We start from the raw sequence: 15,620 nt of genomic DNA on the forward strand, positions 1-15,620 counted from the left end.
CCCTTGGTGGCCCGGCGTTCCCTCATTTCCTGTGACGCCGAGGAGCCTCCCGCTGTGAGCTTCAAACCGCCGGCCGCCGTCGTTGTTCTCGCCGCTGGCGGGGGTACCCGCATGAAGTCGGCGGTGCTGCCGAAGGTGCTGCACCCGATCTGCGGCCGCACCCTCGTCGGCCACGCCGCCGCCGCCGCCCGCGAACTCCACCCCGAGCACCTGGTGGTCGTCATCGGCCACATGCGGGAGAAGGTCGCCGCCCACCTCGCCGAGGTGGACCCGGAGGCCAGGACCGTCGTGCAGGAGCAGCAGAACGGCACCGGCCACGCGGTCCGGGTCGCGCTGGAGGCGCTCGCCGCGGACGGGGTGTCCCTGGACGGCACCGTCGTGGTCAGCACCGGCGACACCCCCCTGCTCACCGGAGCCACCCTGCGCCGCCTGGTCGAGGCGCACGCCGCCGACGGCAACGCCGCGACCGTGCTGACCGCCGAGGTCCCGGACGCGACCGGCTACGGCCGGATCCTCCGCGGGCCGAGCCACGAGGTGCGGCGGATCGTGGAGCACAAGGACGCCACCGAGGCGCAGCTCCGGATCGCCGAGATCAACTCCGGGGTGTTCGCCTTCGACGGCAAGCTGCTCGGCGAGGCGCTGGCCGAGGTCCGTACCGACAACAGCCAGGGTGAGGAGTACCTCACCGACGTGCTCGGCATCCTCCGTGAGGAGGGCCACCGGGTGGGCGCGCTGGTCGCCGGGGACTTCCGGGACATCCTGGGGATCAACGACCGGGTCCAGCTGGCCCAGGCCCGGCGGATCATGAACGACCGGTTGGTGGAGAACGCGATGCGGGCCGGGGTGACCGTGGTGGACCCGGCCTCGACCTGGCTGGACGTCCAGGTGACGTACCAGCAGGACGCGCTGATCCTGCCGAACACCCAGCTCCAGGGTGCGACCTCGATCGGCGAGGGCGCCGAGGTGGGTCCGAACTGCACGCTGCGGGATACCGAGGTGGGTGCCGGGGCCCATGTGAGCAACACCACAGCCACCAGCGCGGTGGTCGGCCCGGAGGCGACCGTCGGCCCGTACGCGTACCTGCGTCCGGGCACGGTGCTGGGCGCCAAGGGCAAGATCGGGACCTATGTCGAGACCAAGAACGCGGTCATCGGCGAGGGCAGCAAGGTGCCGCACCTCAGCTATGTGGGGGACGCCACAATCGGCGAGGGCAGCAACATCGGCGCGGCCTCGGTCTTTGTCAACTACGACGGGGTGAACAAGCACCGGACCACGATCGGCAGCCACTGTCGCACCGGTTCCGACAATATGTTCGTCGCTCCGGTGACGGTCGGGGACGGGGCCTACACGGCCGCAGGGTCCGTGATCTACAAGGACGTTCCGGCCGGCGCCCTCGGTGTCACCCGCCCGCAGCAGCGCAATGTCGAGGGCTGGGTGGAGCGCAAGCGCCCGGGCACGGCGGCGGCGACAGCGGCGGTCGAGGCACGGGCGCGGGGCGAGGAGTAGGGCGCACAGGGGTTCGACAAGGGTCTCGCAGGGGTCTCGTCTGCTGACCCGGAGGCGACGGGAGCTGTTCCCGGCGCGTAACCTGGGTGTCATCCAGGCGCCGCGGACGCATGTCCTTGTCGGCGCTCCAGCCAAACCCCCAGCAGCCACGCCGCGGCATGCGGCCGGCGAAGCGCGCGTCCATGACGCAATGAGGAGACGGTGCAGTGACCGGGATCAAAACGTCCGGTGAGAAGAACTTGATGCTCTTCTCCGGCCGCGCCCACCCCGAGTTGGCCCGGGAGGTGGCAGAGCAGCTGGGTGTGGACCTGGTTCCCACGAAAGCCCTGGATTTCGCCAACGGTGAGATCTACGTGCGTTACGAGGAGTCGGTGCGCGGCGCGGACGCGTTCGTGCTGCAGAGCCACACCGCGCCGATCAACCAGTGGATCATGGAGCAGTTGATCATGATCGACGCCCTGAAACGGGCCTCGGTCAAGAGCATCACTGTGATCATGCCGTTCTACGGCTATGCGCGGCAGGACAAGAAGCACCTCGGCCGGGAGCCGATCTCGGCCCGGCTGGTCGCCGACCTGCTGAAGCAGGCCGGCGCGCACCGGCTGATGTCGGTGGACCTGCACACCGCGCAGATCCAGGGCTTCTTCGACGGCCCGGTGGACCACCTCTTCGCGCTGCCGCTGCTGGCGGACTACGTGGGCGGCAAGGTCGACCGCGACCGGCTGACCATCGTCTCCCCGGACGCGGGCCGGGTCCGGGTCGCGGACCAGTGGTCGGACCGGCTCGGCGCCCCGCTGGCGATCATCCACAAGCGCCGCGACCCCAATGTCGCCAACAAGGTGCTGTCGGCCGACGTGGTCGGTGACGTCAGGGGCCGGGTCTGCGTCCTGGTCGACGACATGATCGACACCGGTGGCACCATCTGCGCCGCCGCCGACGCGCTGTTCGAACAGGGTGCGGCGGACGTGATCGTGGCGGCGACGCACGGTGTGCTGTCCGGCCCGGCCGCGGACCGGCTGAAGAACTCGCGGGCCAGCGAGTTCGTGTTCACCAACACCCTGCCGACGCCGGGTGAGCTGCAGATGGACAAGGTGACCACGCTGTCGATCGCCCCGCTGATCGCCCGGGCGATCCGCGAGGTCTTCGACGACGGCTCGGTCACCAGCCTGTTCGAGGGCGCGCACTAGCCCCGCTACGGGTGATCGTTTTGGGTCCCTCGCCGGGCTTCGGCTAGACTGCTGGAATTGCCCGGCGAGGGAGTCCCCACTCCGTGATCGACGCGCTGCTCCGCCATAGCTGGCTGGTCGTGCGAGATGCCGCCGGGCGACTCATCCCTGATTCTTCGGGTGAGGTTCTGCCGGTGGCTTTTTCTTTTGCGGAGATCCTTCTGCTCGGAGAGCTGCGCCGGACGGCGCCCGCCCCCCGTGTACCGAGGAGTGCCGTCATGGCCGCCGAGATCCGCCTTGAAGCCCAGCCCCGCAACGAGTTCGGCAAGGGTGCCGCCCGCCGCGCCCGCCGTGAGGGCCTGGTCCCCGCGGTGGTCTACGGCCACGGCACGACCCCGGTCCACATCAACCTTCCGGGCCACGCCCTGATGCTGGCGCTGAAGACCCCCAACGCGCTGTTCACCCTGCCGATCGACGGCAAGGACGAGTTCGTGCTGCCGAAGGCCGTGCAGCGTGACGCGATCAAGCGCAACGTGAAGCACATCGACCTGCTGCTGGTGAAGCGCGGCGAGAAGGTCACCGTCGAGATCCAGATCAACGTCGAGGGCGACCTGGCCCCCGGTGGCAACCTGCTGGAGCACCTGCTCAACACCCTCCCGCTGGAGGCCGAGGCGACCCACCTCCCCGAGTCGGTCACCATCTCCGTCGAGGGCCTGACCGCCGGTGACTCCGTGCTGGCCAAGGACATCACCCTGCCCCAGGGCGCCACCCTGGCCGTGGACCCGGAGACCCCCGTGCTGCACGTCGTCACCGCCCACGTCGAGGCCGTCGCCGACGACGCCGAGGCCCCCGCGGAGGCCTGAGCCCCCCGGTAGTTTCGTCCGGTCCGCTGCCCCGGTTCCTGTTCGAACAGGAACCGGGGCAGCGGCGTATCCATATCCATGGAGAGGATCCAGCAGGTGAGTGACGAGTACACCGGCCCCTGGCTCGTGGTCGGCCTGGGCAACCCGGGCCCGGAGTACGCGGGGAACCGCCACAACGTCGGTGCGATGGTGGTGGACCTGCTGGGCTCCCGGGTCGGCGCGAAGTTCAAGCTGCACAAGAGCCGCAACCAGGTGGTCGAGGGCCGGCTGTCGGGGCAGCGGGTGGTGCTGGCGAAGCCGACCTCGTACATGAACGTCTCCGGCGGGCCGGTGACGGCGCTGCGGGACTTCTACAAGACGCCGGTGGACCGGATCGTGGTGGTGCACGACGAACTGGACATCGACTACGCCACGCTGCGGCTGAAGCTGGGCGGCGGCGACAACGGGCACAACGGGCTGAAGTCGCTGACGAAGTCGCTGGGCCCGGACTACTACCGGATCCGGGCGGGGGTGGGGCGTCCGCCGGGGCGGATGGAGGTCGCCGACTTCGTGCTGAAGGACTTCTCCTCGGCGGAGCGGAAGGAGCTGGACTGGTTCGTGGACCGCGCGGCGGACGCGGTGGAGTCGCTCATCTCGGACGGGCTGGAGCGGGCGCAGTCGGCGTACAACTCCTGAGCCGGATGTTGATCTCATCTATCGGATTGTTACCGTTCGGCCTTTCGGGGCGTTTGGTCGTTGATGGGTGATTTGTTCGAGCGAAACCGCTGGGAATGGGATGCATTGCCGGGTTTGAAGTGAATTGACAAGCCGGGCTGGTGAAATGACGATGTGTGATGCTCATGGGGGAGGCGTGCATGTCATTTGCCGCTCTTCCCGGCTCCGAGATCCGCGATGTTCCCTGCGGGTCGTGCTGGTCATCCCCTGTGGCTCCAACCGCTCTGGTTTTGTCCAGTTAGGGGAAGAAGTGTCCATATCCCGTCGCACCAGCACGATGGTGCGCACCATCGGCGTCGCCTCCGCCGCAGCCGCGCTCTCGCTCGGCGTCGCAGGCAACGCGTTCGCGTGCAACATCACTGACTTCACCGCCACCGTTTCGTGCAACACGTCGGACTACACCGCCACGGTGAAGGTCCACGACAAGGACTCAAGCTACGCAGTGCTGACGCTGCAGAAGAACGGCGTCGACGTTCCCTCGGTGAAGCCGATCGGCATCTCCGGTGGTGGCGACCGCTCGGACACGGCGACCTTCACGGGCATCACGTGGAGTGAGGTGACCTCCTACGACGTGCACATCGTCGTCGACGGCCAGCTCAACACCACCTTGGCGTTCCCCGCCGGCTCGGGCGACTGCTCGAAGCCGACGACGCCGCCGACCAAGACGCCCCCCACCACGGCGCCTCCAACGACCAAGCCGCCGACCACGCCGCCGGCGACCACCCCCGCGCCCACCCCCACCACCAGCAGCACGGTCGACGCGACCGCGTCGCCCTCGCCGACCGGGCCGGTCCTCGCGACCACCGGTGGCGGCAGTGACTCCGGGCTGATCGCCGGCCTGGCCGGCGCGTTCGTGATCGTCGGCGCCGGTGCGGTGTTCGCGCTGCGTCGCCGCTCCTCGGGCACGCACAGCTGACAGCAGCGGTAACCAGTACAAAGGCCGAGGCCCGCTCCGGAAGTTCGGAGCGGGCCTCGACTGCTGTGCGGCGACGACCTGACGGGTCAGCCGGTGTTGCGCAGGCCGGCTGCGATGCCGTTGACGGTGAGCAGCAGCGCGCGCGAGCGCAGCGGGTCCTCCGGCAACCCGTTGGCCACGTCCTCCCGCTGACGGCGCAGCAGGGCGACCTGGAGGTAGGAGATCGGGTCCAGGTAGGCGTCGCGGATGGTGAAGGTCTGCTTGAGCACCGGGGTGTGGTCGAGCAGTTCGTTCTCACCGGTGATCCGCAGCACCTCCTTGAGGGTGAGCGCGTGTTCGGCCTCGATCAGGTCGAACACGTGCTTGAGGTGGGCGGGGACGAGTTGGTCCACGTAGTGGCGGGCGATCCGCAGGTCGGTCTTGGCCAGCGTCATCGCGACGTTGGACAGGAAGTTGCGGAAGAAGTGCCACTCGTTCTGCATCTCGTCGAGGATGTCGCCGAGCCCGGCGTCCCGCGCCGCGGCGAGGCCTGAGCCGACGCCGTACCAGCCGGGGACGATCTGCCGGGACTGGGTCCAGCCGAACACCCAGGGGATGGCCCGCAGCCCGTCCAGGCCCGCGCCGCTGTCGGGGCGGCGGCTGGGGCGGGAGCCGAGGTGCAGCGAGGCGAGCTGGTCGACCGGGGTGGCGGCGAAGAAGTAGGACGGCAGGTCCGGGTCCTCGACCAGGCGGCGGTAGGCGGTGTGGGCGCCGTCGGAGACGGTGTCCATGGTGGCGTCCCAGCGGGCCAGCGCCTCCTCGGACTGCCGCGGTGCGGTGTGCAGGGCGCTGGCCTCCAGCGTGGCGGAGACCGTGAGCTCGAGGTTCTCCCGTGCCAGGGCCGGGATCAGGTACTTGTCGGAGATCACCTCGCCCTGCTCGGTGACCTTGATCTCGCCCTCCAGCGTCCCGTACGGCTGGGCCAGGATCGCCTCGTGCGAGGGGCCGCCGCCGCGGCCGACGGTGCCGCCGCGGCCGTGGAACAGCCGCAGCCGGATGCCGTAGCGGTGGGCCACGTCGCGGAGCCGGCGCTGGGCCCGGTGGATCTCCCACTGCGAGGTGGTGATGCCGCCGAACTTGGAGGAGTCGGAGTAGCCGAGCATGACCTCCTGGATGTCCCCGCGCAGCGAGACCAGCAGCCGGTAGGAGGGGTCGCGCAGCATCTCGTCGAGGATGGTGTCGGCCGCGCGCAGCTCGTCGGTGGTCTCCAGCAGCGGGACGATGCCGACCTTGGCGATGCCCGCGTGCAGGTCGATCAGACCGGCCTCGCGGGCCAGCACGGCGGCGGCGAAGACGTCGTCGGCGCCCTGGCACATGGAGATGATGTAACTCTCCACGATCTCGTCGCCGAAGCGCTCGAAGCTGTCCCGCACGGTCTCGAACACGCCCAGGGTCTTGGCCCCGGCGGCGTCCAGCGGGGCGGGCGTGGGGGCCAGCGGGCGGCGGGACTTGAGCTCCTTGGCGAGCAGCCGCTGCCGGTACTCGCGCGGCATGTCGGTGTAGCGCCAGGCCTCCTCGCCGAGCCGGTCGAACAGCTGGCCGAGGGCGTGGTGGTGGGCGTCGGCGTGCTCGCGGACGTCCATGGTGGCCAGCTGCAGGCCGAACGCGGAGACGGTGCGGATGGCGCGGGAGAGCCGGCCGTTGGCGATCAGCTCGCCGCGGTGGGCCCGCAGCGAGTCCTGGATCACCTGGAGGTCGGCCAGCAGCGGCGCGGTGCCGAGGTAGTCGCGGCCCTCGACGTGCGGGGTGCTGTGGGCCAGCCGCTCGCGGGTGTTGACCAGCTTCTGCCGGATGCAGGTGGCCTTGAGCCGGTACGGCTCCTCGGCGTTCATCCGCTTGTAGCGGGGGCTGATCTCGGGCAGCGCGGCCAGGTCGGCCTCCAGCGAGCCGAGCAGTTCCTCGGTGGCGCCGGAGAGCCGGACCGAGGAGGAGAGCTGGTCCCGCAGCTCGTTGACGACGTCCAGCGCGTCCTTGATGCCGTACTCGTGCTGGAGCAGCAGCACGTCCAGGGTGACCGCGGGGGTGACGTTGGGGTTGCCGTCCCGGTCGCCGCCGATCCAGGTGCCGAAGCTGAGCGGGCGGACGCCCTCGGGGATGCTGATGCCGACCCGGGCCAGCTCCTCGTTCAGCTCCTCCAGCACGTCGGGGACGGCGCGCTTGTAGAGCTCGTCCAGGTAGTAGACGGCGTTGCGGGCCTCGTCGGCGGGCTCGGGACGGGCGATCCGCAGCTCGTCGGTCTGCCAGAGCAGGTCGATCACCTCGGCCAGCCTGCGGTCGGCCTGACGCCGTCCGCTGGGCCGGGTCGGGGTGTCGGTCTGCTCCAGCAGCTCGGCGATCCGGCGCAGCTTGGTGAGGACGCTGCGGCGGGCGGCCTCGGTGGGGTGCGCGGTGAACACCGGGCGCACCGCGAGGTGCGCGAGCGCGTCGCTGACCTGCTGCTGGTCGGCGCCCGCGAGCTTGTCCGCGGTGCGGGCGAGCAGCGAGCCCTCCTGGGCGCGGTGCACGCCCAGCTCCCGGCCGCGGTGCACCTGCTCGGTGACGTTGGCGAGGTGGAAGTAGGTGGAGAAGGCGCGGACCAGCTTGGCGGCGGTCTCCAGGTCGGTCTCCTCCAGCAGCGCGGCGGCGGCCTCGCCGTCGCTGCGGGTGAGGGCGCGGACCTCTTCCACCAGGTCGAGCAGCTCCTGGCCCTCCTGCCTGACCAGGGTCTCGCCGAGCAGCTCGCCGAGGCGGCGGATGTCGGCCCGCAGGGCGGTGTTGTCCGGCTCGGCCGGGGTGGTGGCCGGGGTGGTGGCCTCGCGTGCGTCGCTCACGCTGGTGCTCCCTGTTGCAGGTGGGTGGGCGGGGGGCTCCCGGACGGCGCTGTCCGACGCGACCAGCATAGGTGTGCGGGTGCCGCCGACAACGGCTGCGGTCGAATGCCGGACACCGGGGCTGGACCGGCGACATAGGCTGACCCCATGAGCGTGGCGACGCCCGGGGTGGGCGCGGAAGACACAGCGGGGCCGATGGCCCTGCTGTGGACAGGGTTCCGGACGGGGGTCTGGGCGCGGCGACGAAGCATGTGGTTCGACCTGGGGGTGACGGCTCTCGCTGCGGCGGAGTGCATGGTGAGTTCGATGTCGTTCGCGAGCAAGCAGGGGGTGGGCCTGCCCGGGGTGCTGCTGCTCGGGCTGTTCGGGCTGCTGGCCGGCTCGACGCTGCTGGTCCGGCGCCGCTGGCCGCTGGTGCCGGTGGCGGCGGCGCTGGCGACGATCCCGCTGCAGGCGGGGTACCTGCTGCTGATGGTCGGCCTCTACACGCTCGGCGCGTACCGGCCGGAGGGGATGGCCCGGCGGTTCGCCGACCGGCGTCCGATGTCGCTGCTGTGCGCCTGGGCGATCGTGGAGACCACGGTGGTGTCCGCGCTCACCATCGGCACCCAGCAGGCGGACGCGCTGCGCAACGGCGTCCCGATGTACGCGCTGATGATCATGTCGGTGCTGGTGGCGGTGGGGATCACCGTCGCGCCGACCATGCTGGGCCTCTACATCGGGGCCAGGCGGCGGCTCTGGGAGACGCTGTCCGAGCGCGCCGAGGGCCTGGAGACCGAGCTGGCGCTGCTCGCCGAGCAGGCTTCGGAGCGGGCCCGCCGGGCGCGGATGGAGGAGCGGACCAGGATCGCCCGGGAGATGCACGACGTGGTGGCGCACCGGGTCAGCCTGATGGTGGTGCACGCCGGCGCGCTGGAGCGGGTGGTGCACAAGGACGCCGGACGGGCGGCGGAGAGCGCCAAGATGATGGGCGACATCGGCCGGCAGGCACTGGACGAGCTGCGGCAGATCCTCGGGGTGCTGCGCACGGTGGAGACCGACGCGGTCAGCGGCGAGGTCGCGGCCGCGGTGCTGGCCGTCCCCTCCTCGGACGGCCCTGGGCTGGCGGACGTGCCGCGGCTGGTGGACGAGTCGCGGGCGGCCGGGCTGCGGGTCCGGCTGACGGTCGGCGGCGCGCGGCGGTCGCTGACCGCGGAGACCGAGCGGACCGCCTACCGGGTGGTGCAGGAGGCGCTGACCAATGTGCTGAAGCACGCGGCCGGGGCCGAGGCCGAGGTCGTGGTCGCGTACGTGCCCGGCGGGGTGGCGCTGGCGGTCTCCAACAGCTGCCCGAACAGCGGTGGCGAGGCCCGGCGGGAGCTGCCCAGCGGCGGGAACGGCCTGGTCGGCATGCGCGAGCGGGTCACCGCGCTGGGCGGGAGTTTCACCGCGGGGGCGACCGCCGCCGGCGGGTTCCGGGTCGAGGCCAGGATGACGGTGGGGGTGGCTCCGGGGTAGTGACCGGGCCGGTGGGGGCGGCTCCGGCTGGTCGGCATTCCGGTGCGATGATGCGCTCGGTTCGGTACTCGGGGGGTTGGCGTCATGAGCGGTGCGCTGGTTGTCGGATTGATCGTGGCCGGGGTGGTGCTGGCCGGGCTGGGGGCGGGGGCGCTGAGCACGCTCCGGGACACCCCCAGGCTCAGGCGGCTGCGGGCGGTCCGCTGGGCCAAGGACGTCGACCTCGCGCTGCCGCCGGAGCTGGTGGACCCACTGGCGCTGCGGCTGCGGCGGGTGGCGCTGACCGGGTTTCTGCTGGCAGCCCTGCTGGAGACCCCGGCCGCCGGTTTCATGGGCTGGCGGGCCGCCCTGGAGTTCGGGAACTCGCAGAACGACGGACCCGCGCACGGTCCGTTGGTCGTGCTGCTCCTGTTGACGGCCACGAGCCTGACGGTCTCGCTGGCCCAGCTGCGGGAGATCTCCCGGCAGCGGCGTGCGGACAGCCTGAGCGGCTTGCGGGAGGTTCACATCGGTCTGCGCGACGTGGTTCCGGCCTGGCTGGTGTGGACCGCCCGCGGCATCACCGCGGCGGTGCCGGTGCTGGCGGCCGCCCTGCTCTGGCACATGCGCCGGCAGGGCTACGGGCAGGGGGCCAGCCCCTACGCCTTCGGGGCGCTGCTGCTGTGCGGGCTGCTGGCGCAGCGGGGCGTCGAGAACCGGCAGCTGGTCGTCCTGAACGGCCGGCAGTCGGCCGGCTCCCCGCAGGGGCGCGCCTTCGACGACGCCTTCCGGGTCCGTACCGCGCTGGGCCTGGTCACCCTGGTGCCGACGCTGGTCTATCTGGCCGCCTGCGCGCTGCTGCAGCCGGCCTTCGCCGAGACGGCCGTGCACAGTCACACGGCGGCGCGGGACTTCGTGGACCTGTGGATGCCGCTGGGCCTCGCGCTGGTGTTCTTCACCATGGCGCAGAGCCTGCCCGCGGTCCGCCGGCACTACCGTGGCGGTAGGCGGCAACCACCGGCTGCCGAGCCCCCGACGACGGAGACCGCACCGTGCTGATCGCCCTCGACCCCGAATCGTCCGTCCCGCCGTACGAGCAGGTCAGGGCGCAGATCGCCGAGCTGGCGCGGTCCGGGGCGGCCCCGGTCGGGACGAAGCTGCCGACCGTGCGCGGGCTGGCCGAGCAGCTGGGCCTGGCGGTGAACACCGTGGCCAAGGCCTACCGGGAGCTGGAGGCCGCCGGGGTGGTCGAGACCCGGGGCCGGCTCGGCACCGTGGTCGCCTCCTCCGGCGACGCCTCCCGCAGCGCCGCCGCGCAGGCCGCGGCGGGGTACGCGGCGCGGGTGCACGGCCTCGGCATCCCGCTGGCGGAGGCCCGTGCGGTGGCCGAGGCGGCGCTGCGGAGCGCCTACGGCGAGGCCTGATCCAGCGCCTTCGCGGTCGTCCGGCCCGCGCGGGCCCGGTCACATGGTGTCGGCGACGAAGCGCAGCCGTTCCGGCGCGGTGCCCAGGATCAGCGTGCTCAGGGCCTGGCCCATGGTCGCGCCGAGGAACCACTCGCCGGCGTGGTCCAGGCTGTGCACCCGGCCCAGCGAGTCGATGGCGAGCAGGGCCTGCCCGTCCCGCTCCACGCCCAGCGGGGCCAGCGGCACCTCCAGGCAGCGGCCCAGGTCGGCCAGGGTCCGCGGCTGGTACAGCCCGGCCATCGGGTCGAGCACGAAGGCGGTACGGGCCTGTGCGCGCCCCGCGCCCTCCAGGGCGACCGCGAGGCCGCCGAACTCGGCCCAGGCCTCGACCGCCGCCGGGAACAGCGCGTGCCGGTGCCCCTCGGGCGAGGTGTACCCGGCCAGGGCGTCGGCCCAGCGCTCGGCCTGCGGCAGCATCCTGCGGCCGGGGAACCACCCGGCCTCGGCCAGCACCGAGGCCACCTCCGCGGGAAATCTGGTCTCCGGAGCCATCGCGCTCACGTCCCCTTCGCCGGGGACGGCGCCAGCGCCACGATCTGGACCCCGAAGTGCGCCAGCAGCGGTCCGCAGGAGCGGCAGGGCGGCTGGTGGGTGCCGTGCGCCGGATCGCCCTCCTCGCGTATCCGAACCGTCGTCAACCGGGCCCCGCGCAGCGACTTCCGGGCGTCGCCCTCGGTGAAGGTCCGGCGGGCGGCCCGCTTGCCGCGCTCGCTCTCGGCGGTGCTGAAGTACTGGGACAGCAGCACCGCCTCGGGACAGCGCCCGATGAAGCGCTCGCGCTCCGCCGAGGGCAGTCCGTCCAGGAACGCGGAGACCAGCGGGTGCAGTTCCGGCGCGCGGTCGCTCTTCTCCCCGGCGCAGGTGTGGGTCTCGCCGCCGCGCAGCGACAGCGCCGCGGCCACGATCGGCATCAGGCTGTCGCGTCGCTCCCGCAGCAGCGGCGCGGCGGTGGCGATGATCGCCGGGCGGCGGTCATCGGTGATGTGGTCCACGTACGGTCGTTCCTTCCCTGTTCTCGCGCACGGCGGAAAAGGGACACTTGCCGCGCGGCAGCCCCCGTTGGCGGGCCATGGCCCGCCGCTGCTGCAGTCCTCAGCCTGCCAAATGCCCACAGGTCGGGGGAAGTCGGGGGGTCATTGAGGCACTGTAACTCCACATGTTCGAATCAGCGGCGAGCAGTGCGGACGGTGGAGATCCGCTCGGCGCGGCCAGCCCCTAGGCTGGGGCCCGGCAATCAGTTCCAGCAGGGGGCAATCTTCATGACGACAGGTCGGCCCAACGCCGCCTATGCCGGGCAGGTCGTGCACTTCCCTGATCCGCTGCGATCCGAGAAGTACCCCGCCGGGGTGCGGATCGACGGACAGGGACACCCTGACTTCGGCCCCTACGTCCGTGCCGCGGCCGAGGTCGCCGACCCGCCGGACGGCTTCGGCGTGGACGAGCTGCGGCTCACCGACTACGTGTCGGCGAACGCCGCGCTCTACGCCGCCGGGCACGAGCTGTGGGCGGACGTCGACAGCCCCGTGTCCACCCCCAGGGGCTGGACCTGGCACCACGCGGTCGGCGGGGCGCGTCCCGGCAGCCGGCGGATGGAACTGGTCCCGGTGGAGGTGAAGGCGCTGCTGCGGCACCACGCCGGGCTCGCCGCGTCCGGCGCGGACCACGGCAAGCGCGGCACCCGGCCGCTGCAGGAGCGCCGTCCGGTGCACTTCGCGCTCGGCGAGGGCGGCGACGCCCCGGACGACGCGGGGACCGACGAGCAGCGGGTGCAGGCGGCCGAGGAGGGGCTCGGCTACGGACTGCCGGGCGCCTACCGGACCTTCCTGAAGGCGGCCGGCGGACGCGCGCCCAAGGGCGTGGCGCTGGACACCGAGCTGGGCGTCCTGGTCGACCAGCCGTTCCTGACGCTGCGTGAGGAACGCACCCTGGACGACCTGGTCTACGTCAACAAGTGCCTGCGCGACCATCTGACCAAGGACTACCTGGCCGTCGGCTACGCCCAGGGCGGGCTGATCGTGCTGAAGACCAAGGGCGCGGCGACCGGCACGGTCTGGTTCCTGCCCTACGACGACGCGCGGGACACCGGCGAGGCCGCGGTGCCGCCGAAGCAGCGCTGCGAGCAGCTGCTGCTGCCCTGCGGCGAGGACTTCGACGCGTTCCTGCTGCGGCTCGCGGGCAGCCCGCCCGAACTGCAGACAGTGGCCGAGCTGATGGTGGACGGCGGCTTCGCCCGTGCCGTCCCGGTGGAGGGGTGAGCGGGGCCGTGGTGACATACGCGGAGGCGCAGCAGCGCGCCGAGGAGTGGATCAACGAGGGGGTCTCCTCCTACCAGCGCCGCGAGGTGCGGGTGCGGGAGTTCGACCTGGGCTTCGTGGCCTGGGCGGTGGACCGCGCGGACGGCCCCTCCTCGGACGGCGGTGCGGTGCGGATGGTGATCGCCCGCGACAGCGGGGTGACCACGCTGTGGCCGGCCCTGCCGATCAACGACGTGGTCCGCCGCTACGAGGAGGCCTACGGCCGGCCGGCCGGCGCCACCCCGACCAGCACTCCGGCCGGGGCCGGCCGCGACCTGGCCGAGGCGACCTCGTTCCTGCTCAGCCCGCCGCAGTGGCTGGAGGAGGGGCGGCCGGACTCGGCCGGCCTCGGCCTGGTCGGTGCGGGTGCGGCCGCCGGCGCTGGTTCCGGTGCCGGCGCGCGGCCGGTCGCGGGGCCGGAGACGCCGCCGTCGCTGCTGGTGGCCCCGCCGGTGCCCGAGGGGCCGCCGGGCGAGGTGCCGACCATGCTCTCGCCCCCGCCCGACTGGGCCGGCCCCGGCCGCCAACGGCCCGCCGCCCAACCGGGCAGCTCCTACGGCGCGGGACAGGCTGCCCCCGGCACGCCCCCGCCCCCGCCGCCCTACGGCGCGGGACCCGGCACCCCGCCGCAGCCCCGCGGGTCGGGCCAGGGCACCCCGCCGCCGCCTCCGGACTGGGCCGGAGGCCCGTCCCAGCAGCGCCCCGGTTCGCCGGCCGGCGGGCCGCCTCCGCCTCCGCCCTACGGCTTCGCCCAGGGCGCCCCGGCGCCCGCTCCGGCCGGGGACTCGCTGGACTACGCGCCGACCATGCTGTCCCGGCCCGGAGGGCCGCCGCCGGTGGTGCCGGGGCCGCCGCCCCCGCCGTCCGGTCCGGTCGGGGGCCCCCCGCCCCCGCCCCCGTCGAGCCTGGTGGGTGGCGCGAGCGCGCCCCCGCCGCCGCCCGGTGCTCCGGCCGGAGGCCCCCGCCGCCTCCGCCGGGCCTCCCCGGCACACCGCTGCCGCCGCCGACCGGACCGCCCAGGAGCCCCGGCCTGCCGCCGCCCCCGCCGCCGGGGCTGGTCGGCGCCTCAGGCGCCCCCGCGCCTGGGCCCGCCGCGCAGCCCGGTGCCGCCCCGGCGTCCCGGGGATGCCGCCGCCCCCGCCCCCGGCCGGGCTCCGCGGAGGCTCCCCGCTGCCGCCCCCGCCGCCCGGCGGACCGGGTGCGTCCGGCGCGGCCGGCGACGACAGCTATGTGGCGACCCAGCTCGCCCCCGCGCTGAACCTCGGCCTCGGCCGAGGCCCCGCCGCTGCCCCGCCGCCCCCGCCCCCGCAGGCGCCGCAGCCGCCGTCGCAGCCCGGCAGCCCCGGCACGCCCACGGTCGGCCCCGGCTACATGGCCGTGCTCCGCTACCGCGGTCCTGACGGCTCCGAGCAGCAGCTGATCCAGCGCTCCACCCTCGGCCTGCCGCACCCGGAGTGGCAGATCCTGCAGGAGGTGCGCCGGCTGAACGTGCCGCCCGAGCAGGTGCTCGAACTGCACACCGAACTGGAGAGCTGCGACCTGCCCGGCGGCTACTGCCAGCGGATGGTCAAGGAGGCCTGGCCGAACGTCCGGGTCAGCAGCATCGCCCCGTACGGGCGGGACCGGGCGGCGCGTCAGCGCGGCGTCCAGCACCTGTTCGAGCACCACGGCGAGCTGCACACCCATGCCGCGGGCCCGGCCCCGCAGCGCCCGTTCCGGGTGCCGCTGCCGGCGCCCGGGTCGGTCCCGGCCGCCCCCGCGGTGCCGCCGCAGGCGCTGGCCGAGGAGCTGCAGCAGGCCTTCGGCGACCAGAACCTGTTCCGGTACGAGCCGCAGGCGGTGTCCAGGCAGGGCGTCCCCGAGGCCGTGTCCGGGTCGCTGACCTGGGCCGGGCTGCCGGTCGAGTTCGGTCCGTTCTTCTGGGCCCAGGCCCAGCCGGGCCGTCCGCTGCCGACCCTGGCCGAGCTGGCCACCGAGCGCGGCATCGCGCCGCAGCCGGACGCCGGCACCTACCTGGTGCTCGGCAACGACTACGGGCGCCAGCTCTGCGTCCAGTACGGGACGGCGGCGATCGTCGCGGTCGACCTGGGCACGCCGACCCAGCCGCCGGGCCCGGAGGCCCAGCAGCCGCGCTTCGTCAACAGCGGACTGCCGGAGTTCCTGCGCTGCATGGCCCTGCTGGGCCGGATGTGGCGGTTCCGGTACGGGCTGACCCCGGAGCAGGCGGGCCACTGGACCACCGACTTCCAGGCCCAGCTGGCCGCGCTCGACCCGGCCGCGCTGCAGTCCCCGGAGACCTGGTGGGCGGTGCTGCTCGAACAGTTGTGGGACGGACTGCTGTAGCCCTGGCGGGTGTCGGATTGTCCGATCGGG

At 73.0% G+C, this 15,620-nt stretch carries 12 protein-coding genes and 1 pseudogene; 10 read left to right on the forward strand and 3 right to left on the reverse strand.

Annotated elements, in window-relative coordinates:
• The first annotated feature begins 54 nt into the window (after positions 1–54).
• The 5 genes from glmU (at position 55) to ACXKR8_RS30800 (ending at position 5,162) form a co-directional block, all read left to right on the forward strand.
• Positions 55–1,506 carry a bifunctional UDP-N-acetylglucosamine diphosphorylase/glucosamine-1-phosphate N-acetyltransferase GlmU gene (gene glmU / locus ACXKR8_RS30780; RefSeq protein ID WP_458267828.1) on the forward strand — a complete coding sequence of 484 codons (1,452 nt, stop codon included), beginning with the start codon at positions 55–57 and terminating at the stop codon, positions 1,504–1,506.
• Positions 1,507–1,712: 206 nt separating this feature from the next.
• A complete protein-coding gene (locus ACXKR8_RS30785; RefSeq protein WP_380516239.1) occupies positions 1,713–2,690 on the forward strand; it encodes a ribose-phosphate diphosphokinase in 978 nt (325 codons plus the stop codon).
• A 257-nt stretch (positions 2,691–2,947) separates the two neighbouring features.
• Positions 2,948–3,532 (forward strand): 50S ribosomal protein L25/general stress protein Ctc, encoded by a 585-nt coding sequence (locus ACXKR8_RS30790; protein WP_458267829.1) that lies wholly within the window; start codon positions 2,948–2,950, stop codon positions 3,530–3,532.
• A 78-nt stretch (positions 3,533–3,610) separates the two neighbouring features.
• Positions 3,611–4,207, forward strand: coding sequence for an aminoacyl-tRNA hydrolase (pth, locus tag ACXKR8_RS30795; RefSeq protein ID WP_458267830.1), 597 nt, complete (start codon positions 3,611–3,613; stop codon positions 4,205–4,207).
• Between the two features lie 316 nt (positions 4,208–4,523).
• Positions 4,524–5,162 carry a sortase-dependent protein gene (locus tag ACXKR8_RS30800; protein ID WP_458267831.1) on the forward strand — a complete coding sequence of 213 codons (639 nt, stop codon included), beginning with the start codon at positions 4,524–4,526 and terminating at the stop codon, positions 5,160–5,162.
• An 86-nt stretch (positions 5,163–5,248) separates the two neighbouring features.
• Here the strand turns inward: ACXKR8_RS30800 and ppc are convergent, their stop codons facing one another.
• Complete coding sequence (gene ppc / locus ACXKR8_RS30805) at positions 5,249–8,080, reverse strand: phosphoenolpyruvate carboxylase (RefSeq protein WP_458267832.1); 2,832 nt, start codon at positions 8,078–8,080, stop codon at positions 5,249–5,251.
• Positions 8,081–8,206: 126 nt separating this feature from the next.
• Here ppc and ACXKR8_RS30810 point away from each other — a divergent pair, with 126 nt between their 5' ends.
• The 3 genes from ACXKR8_RS30810 to ACXKR8_RS30820 all read left to right on the forward strand — a co-directional run bounded on the left by ACXKR8_RS30810 (position 8,207) and on the right by ACXKR8_RS30820 (position 10,911).
• Complete coding sequence (locus ACXKR8_RS30810) at positions 8,207–9,508, forward strand: sensor histidine kinase (protein WP_458275122.1); 1,302 nt, start codon at positions 8,207–8,209, stop codon at positions 9,506–9,508.
• Positions 9,509–9,592: 84 nt separating this feature from the next.
• Positions 9,593–10,546, forward strand: a complete 954-nt coding sequence (locus ACXKR8_RS30815) for a hypothetical protein (RefSeq protein ID WP_458267833.1) — start codon at positions 9,593–9,595, stop codon at positions 10,544–10,546.
• A complete protein-coding gene (locus tag ACXKR8_RS30820; protein WP_458267834.1) occupies positions 10,540–10,911 on the forward strand; it encodes a GntR family transcriptional regulator in 372 nt (123 codons plus the stop codon). The genes ACXKR8_RS30815 and ACXKR8_RS30820 overlap by 7 nt, the downstream gene beginning before the upstream one ends.
• A 39-nt stretch (positions 10,912–10,950) precedes the next feature.
• Here the strand turns inward: ACXKR8_RS30820 and ACXKR8_RS30825 are convergent, their stop codons facing one another.
• Positions 10,951–11,445: an SUKH-3 domain-containing protein gene (locus ACXKR8_RS30825; RefSeq protein WP_458275123.1), complete on the reverse strand. Its 495-nt coding sequence runs from the start codon at positions 11,443–11,445 to the stop codon at positions 10,951–10,953.
• A 5-nt stretch (positions 11,446–11,450) separates the two neighbouring features.
• Positions 11,451–11,945, reverse strand: a complete 495-nt coding sequence (locus tag ACXKR8_RS30830) for a YwqJ-related putative deaminase (RefSeq protein ID WP_458267835.1) — start codon at positions 11,943–11,945, stop codon at positions 11,451–11,453.
• Positions 11,946–12,212: 267 nt separating this feature from the next.
• Between ACXKR8_RS30830 and ACXKR8_RS30835 the strand changes: the two genes are divergently transcribed.
• Together ACXKR8_RS30835 and ACXKR8_RS30840 are read left to right on the forward strand one after the other, a co-directional pair.
• Positions 12,213–13,208 carry an HNH endonuclease gene (locus ACXKR8_RS30835; RefSeq protein ID WP_458267836.1) on the forward strand — a complete coding sequence of 332 codons (996 nt, stop codon included), beginning with the start codon at positions 12,213–12,215 and terminating at the stop codon, positions 13,206–13,208.
• 173 nt (positions 13,209–13,381) lie between these two features.
• Positions 13,382–15,590: pseudogene (locus ACXKR8_RS30840) on the forward strand (SUKH-4 family immunity protein).
• Positions 15,591–15,620 lie beyond the last annotated feature (30 nt).

This window comes from Streptacidiphilus sp. PAMC 29251 (assembly GCF_054208735.2).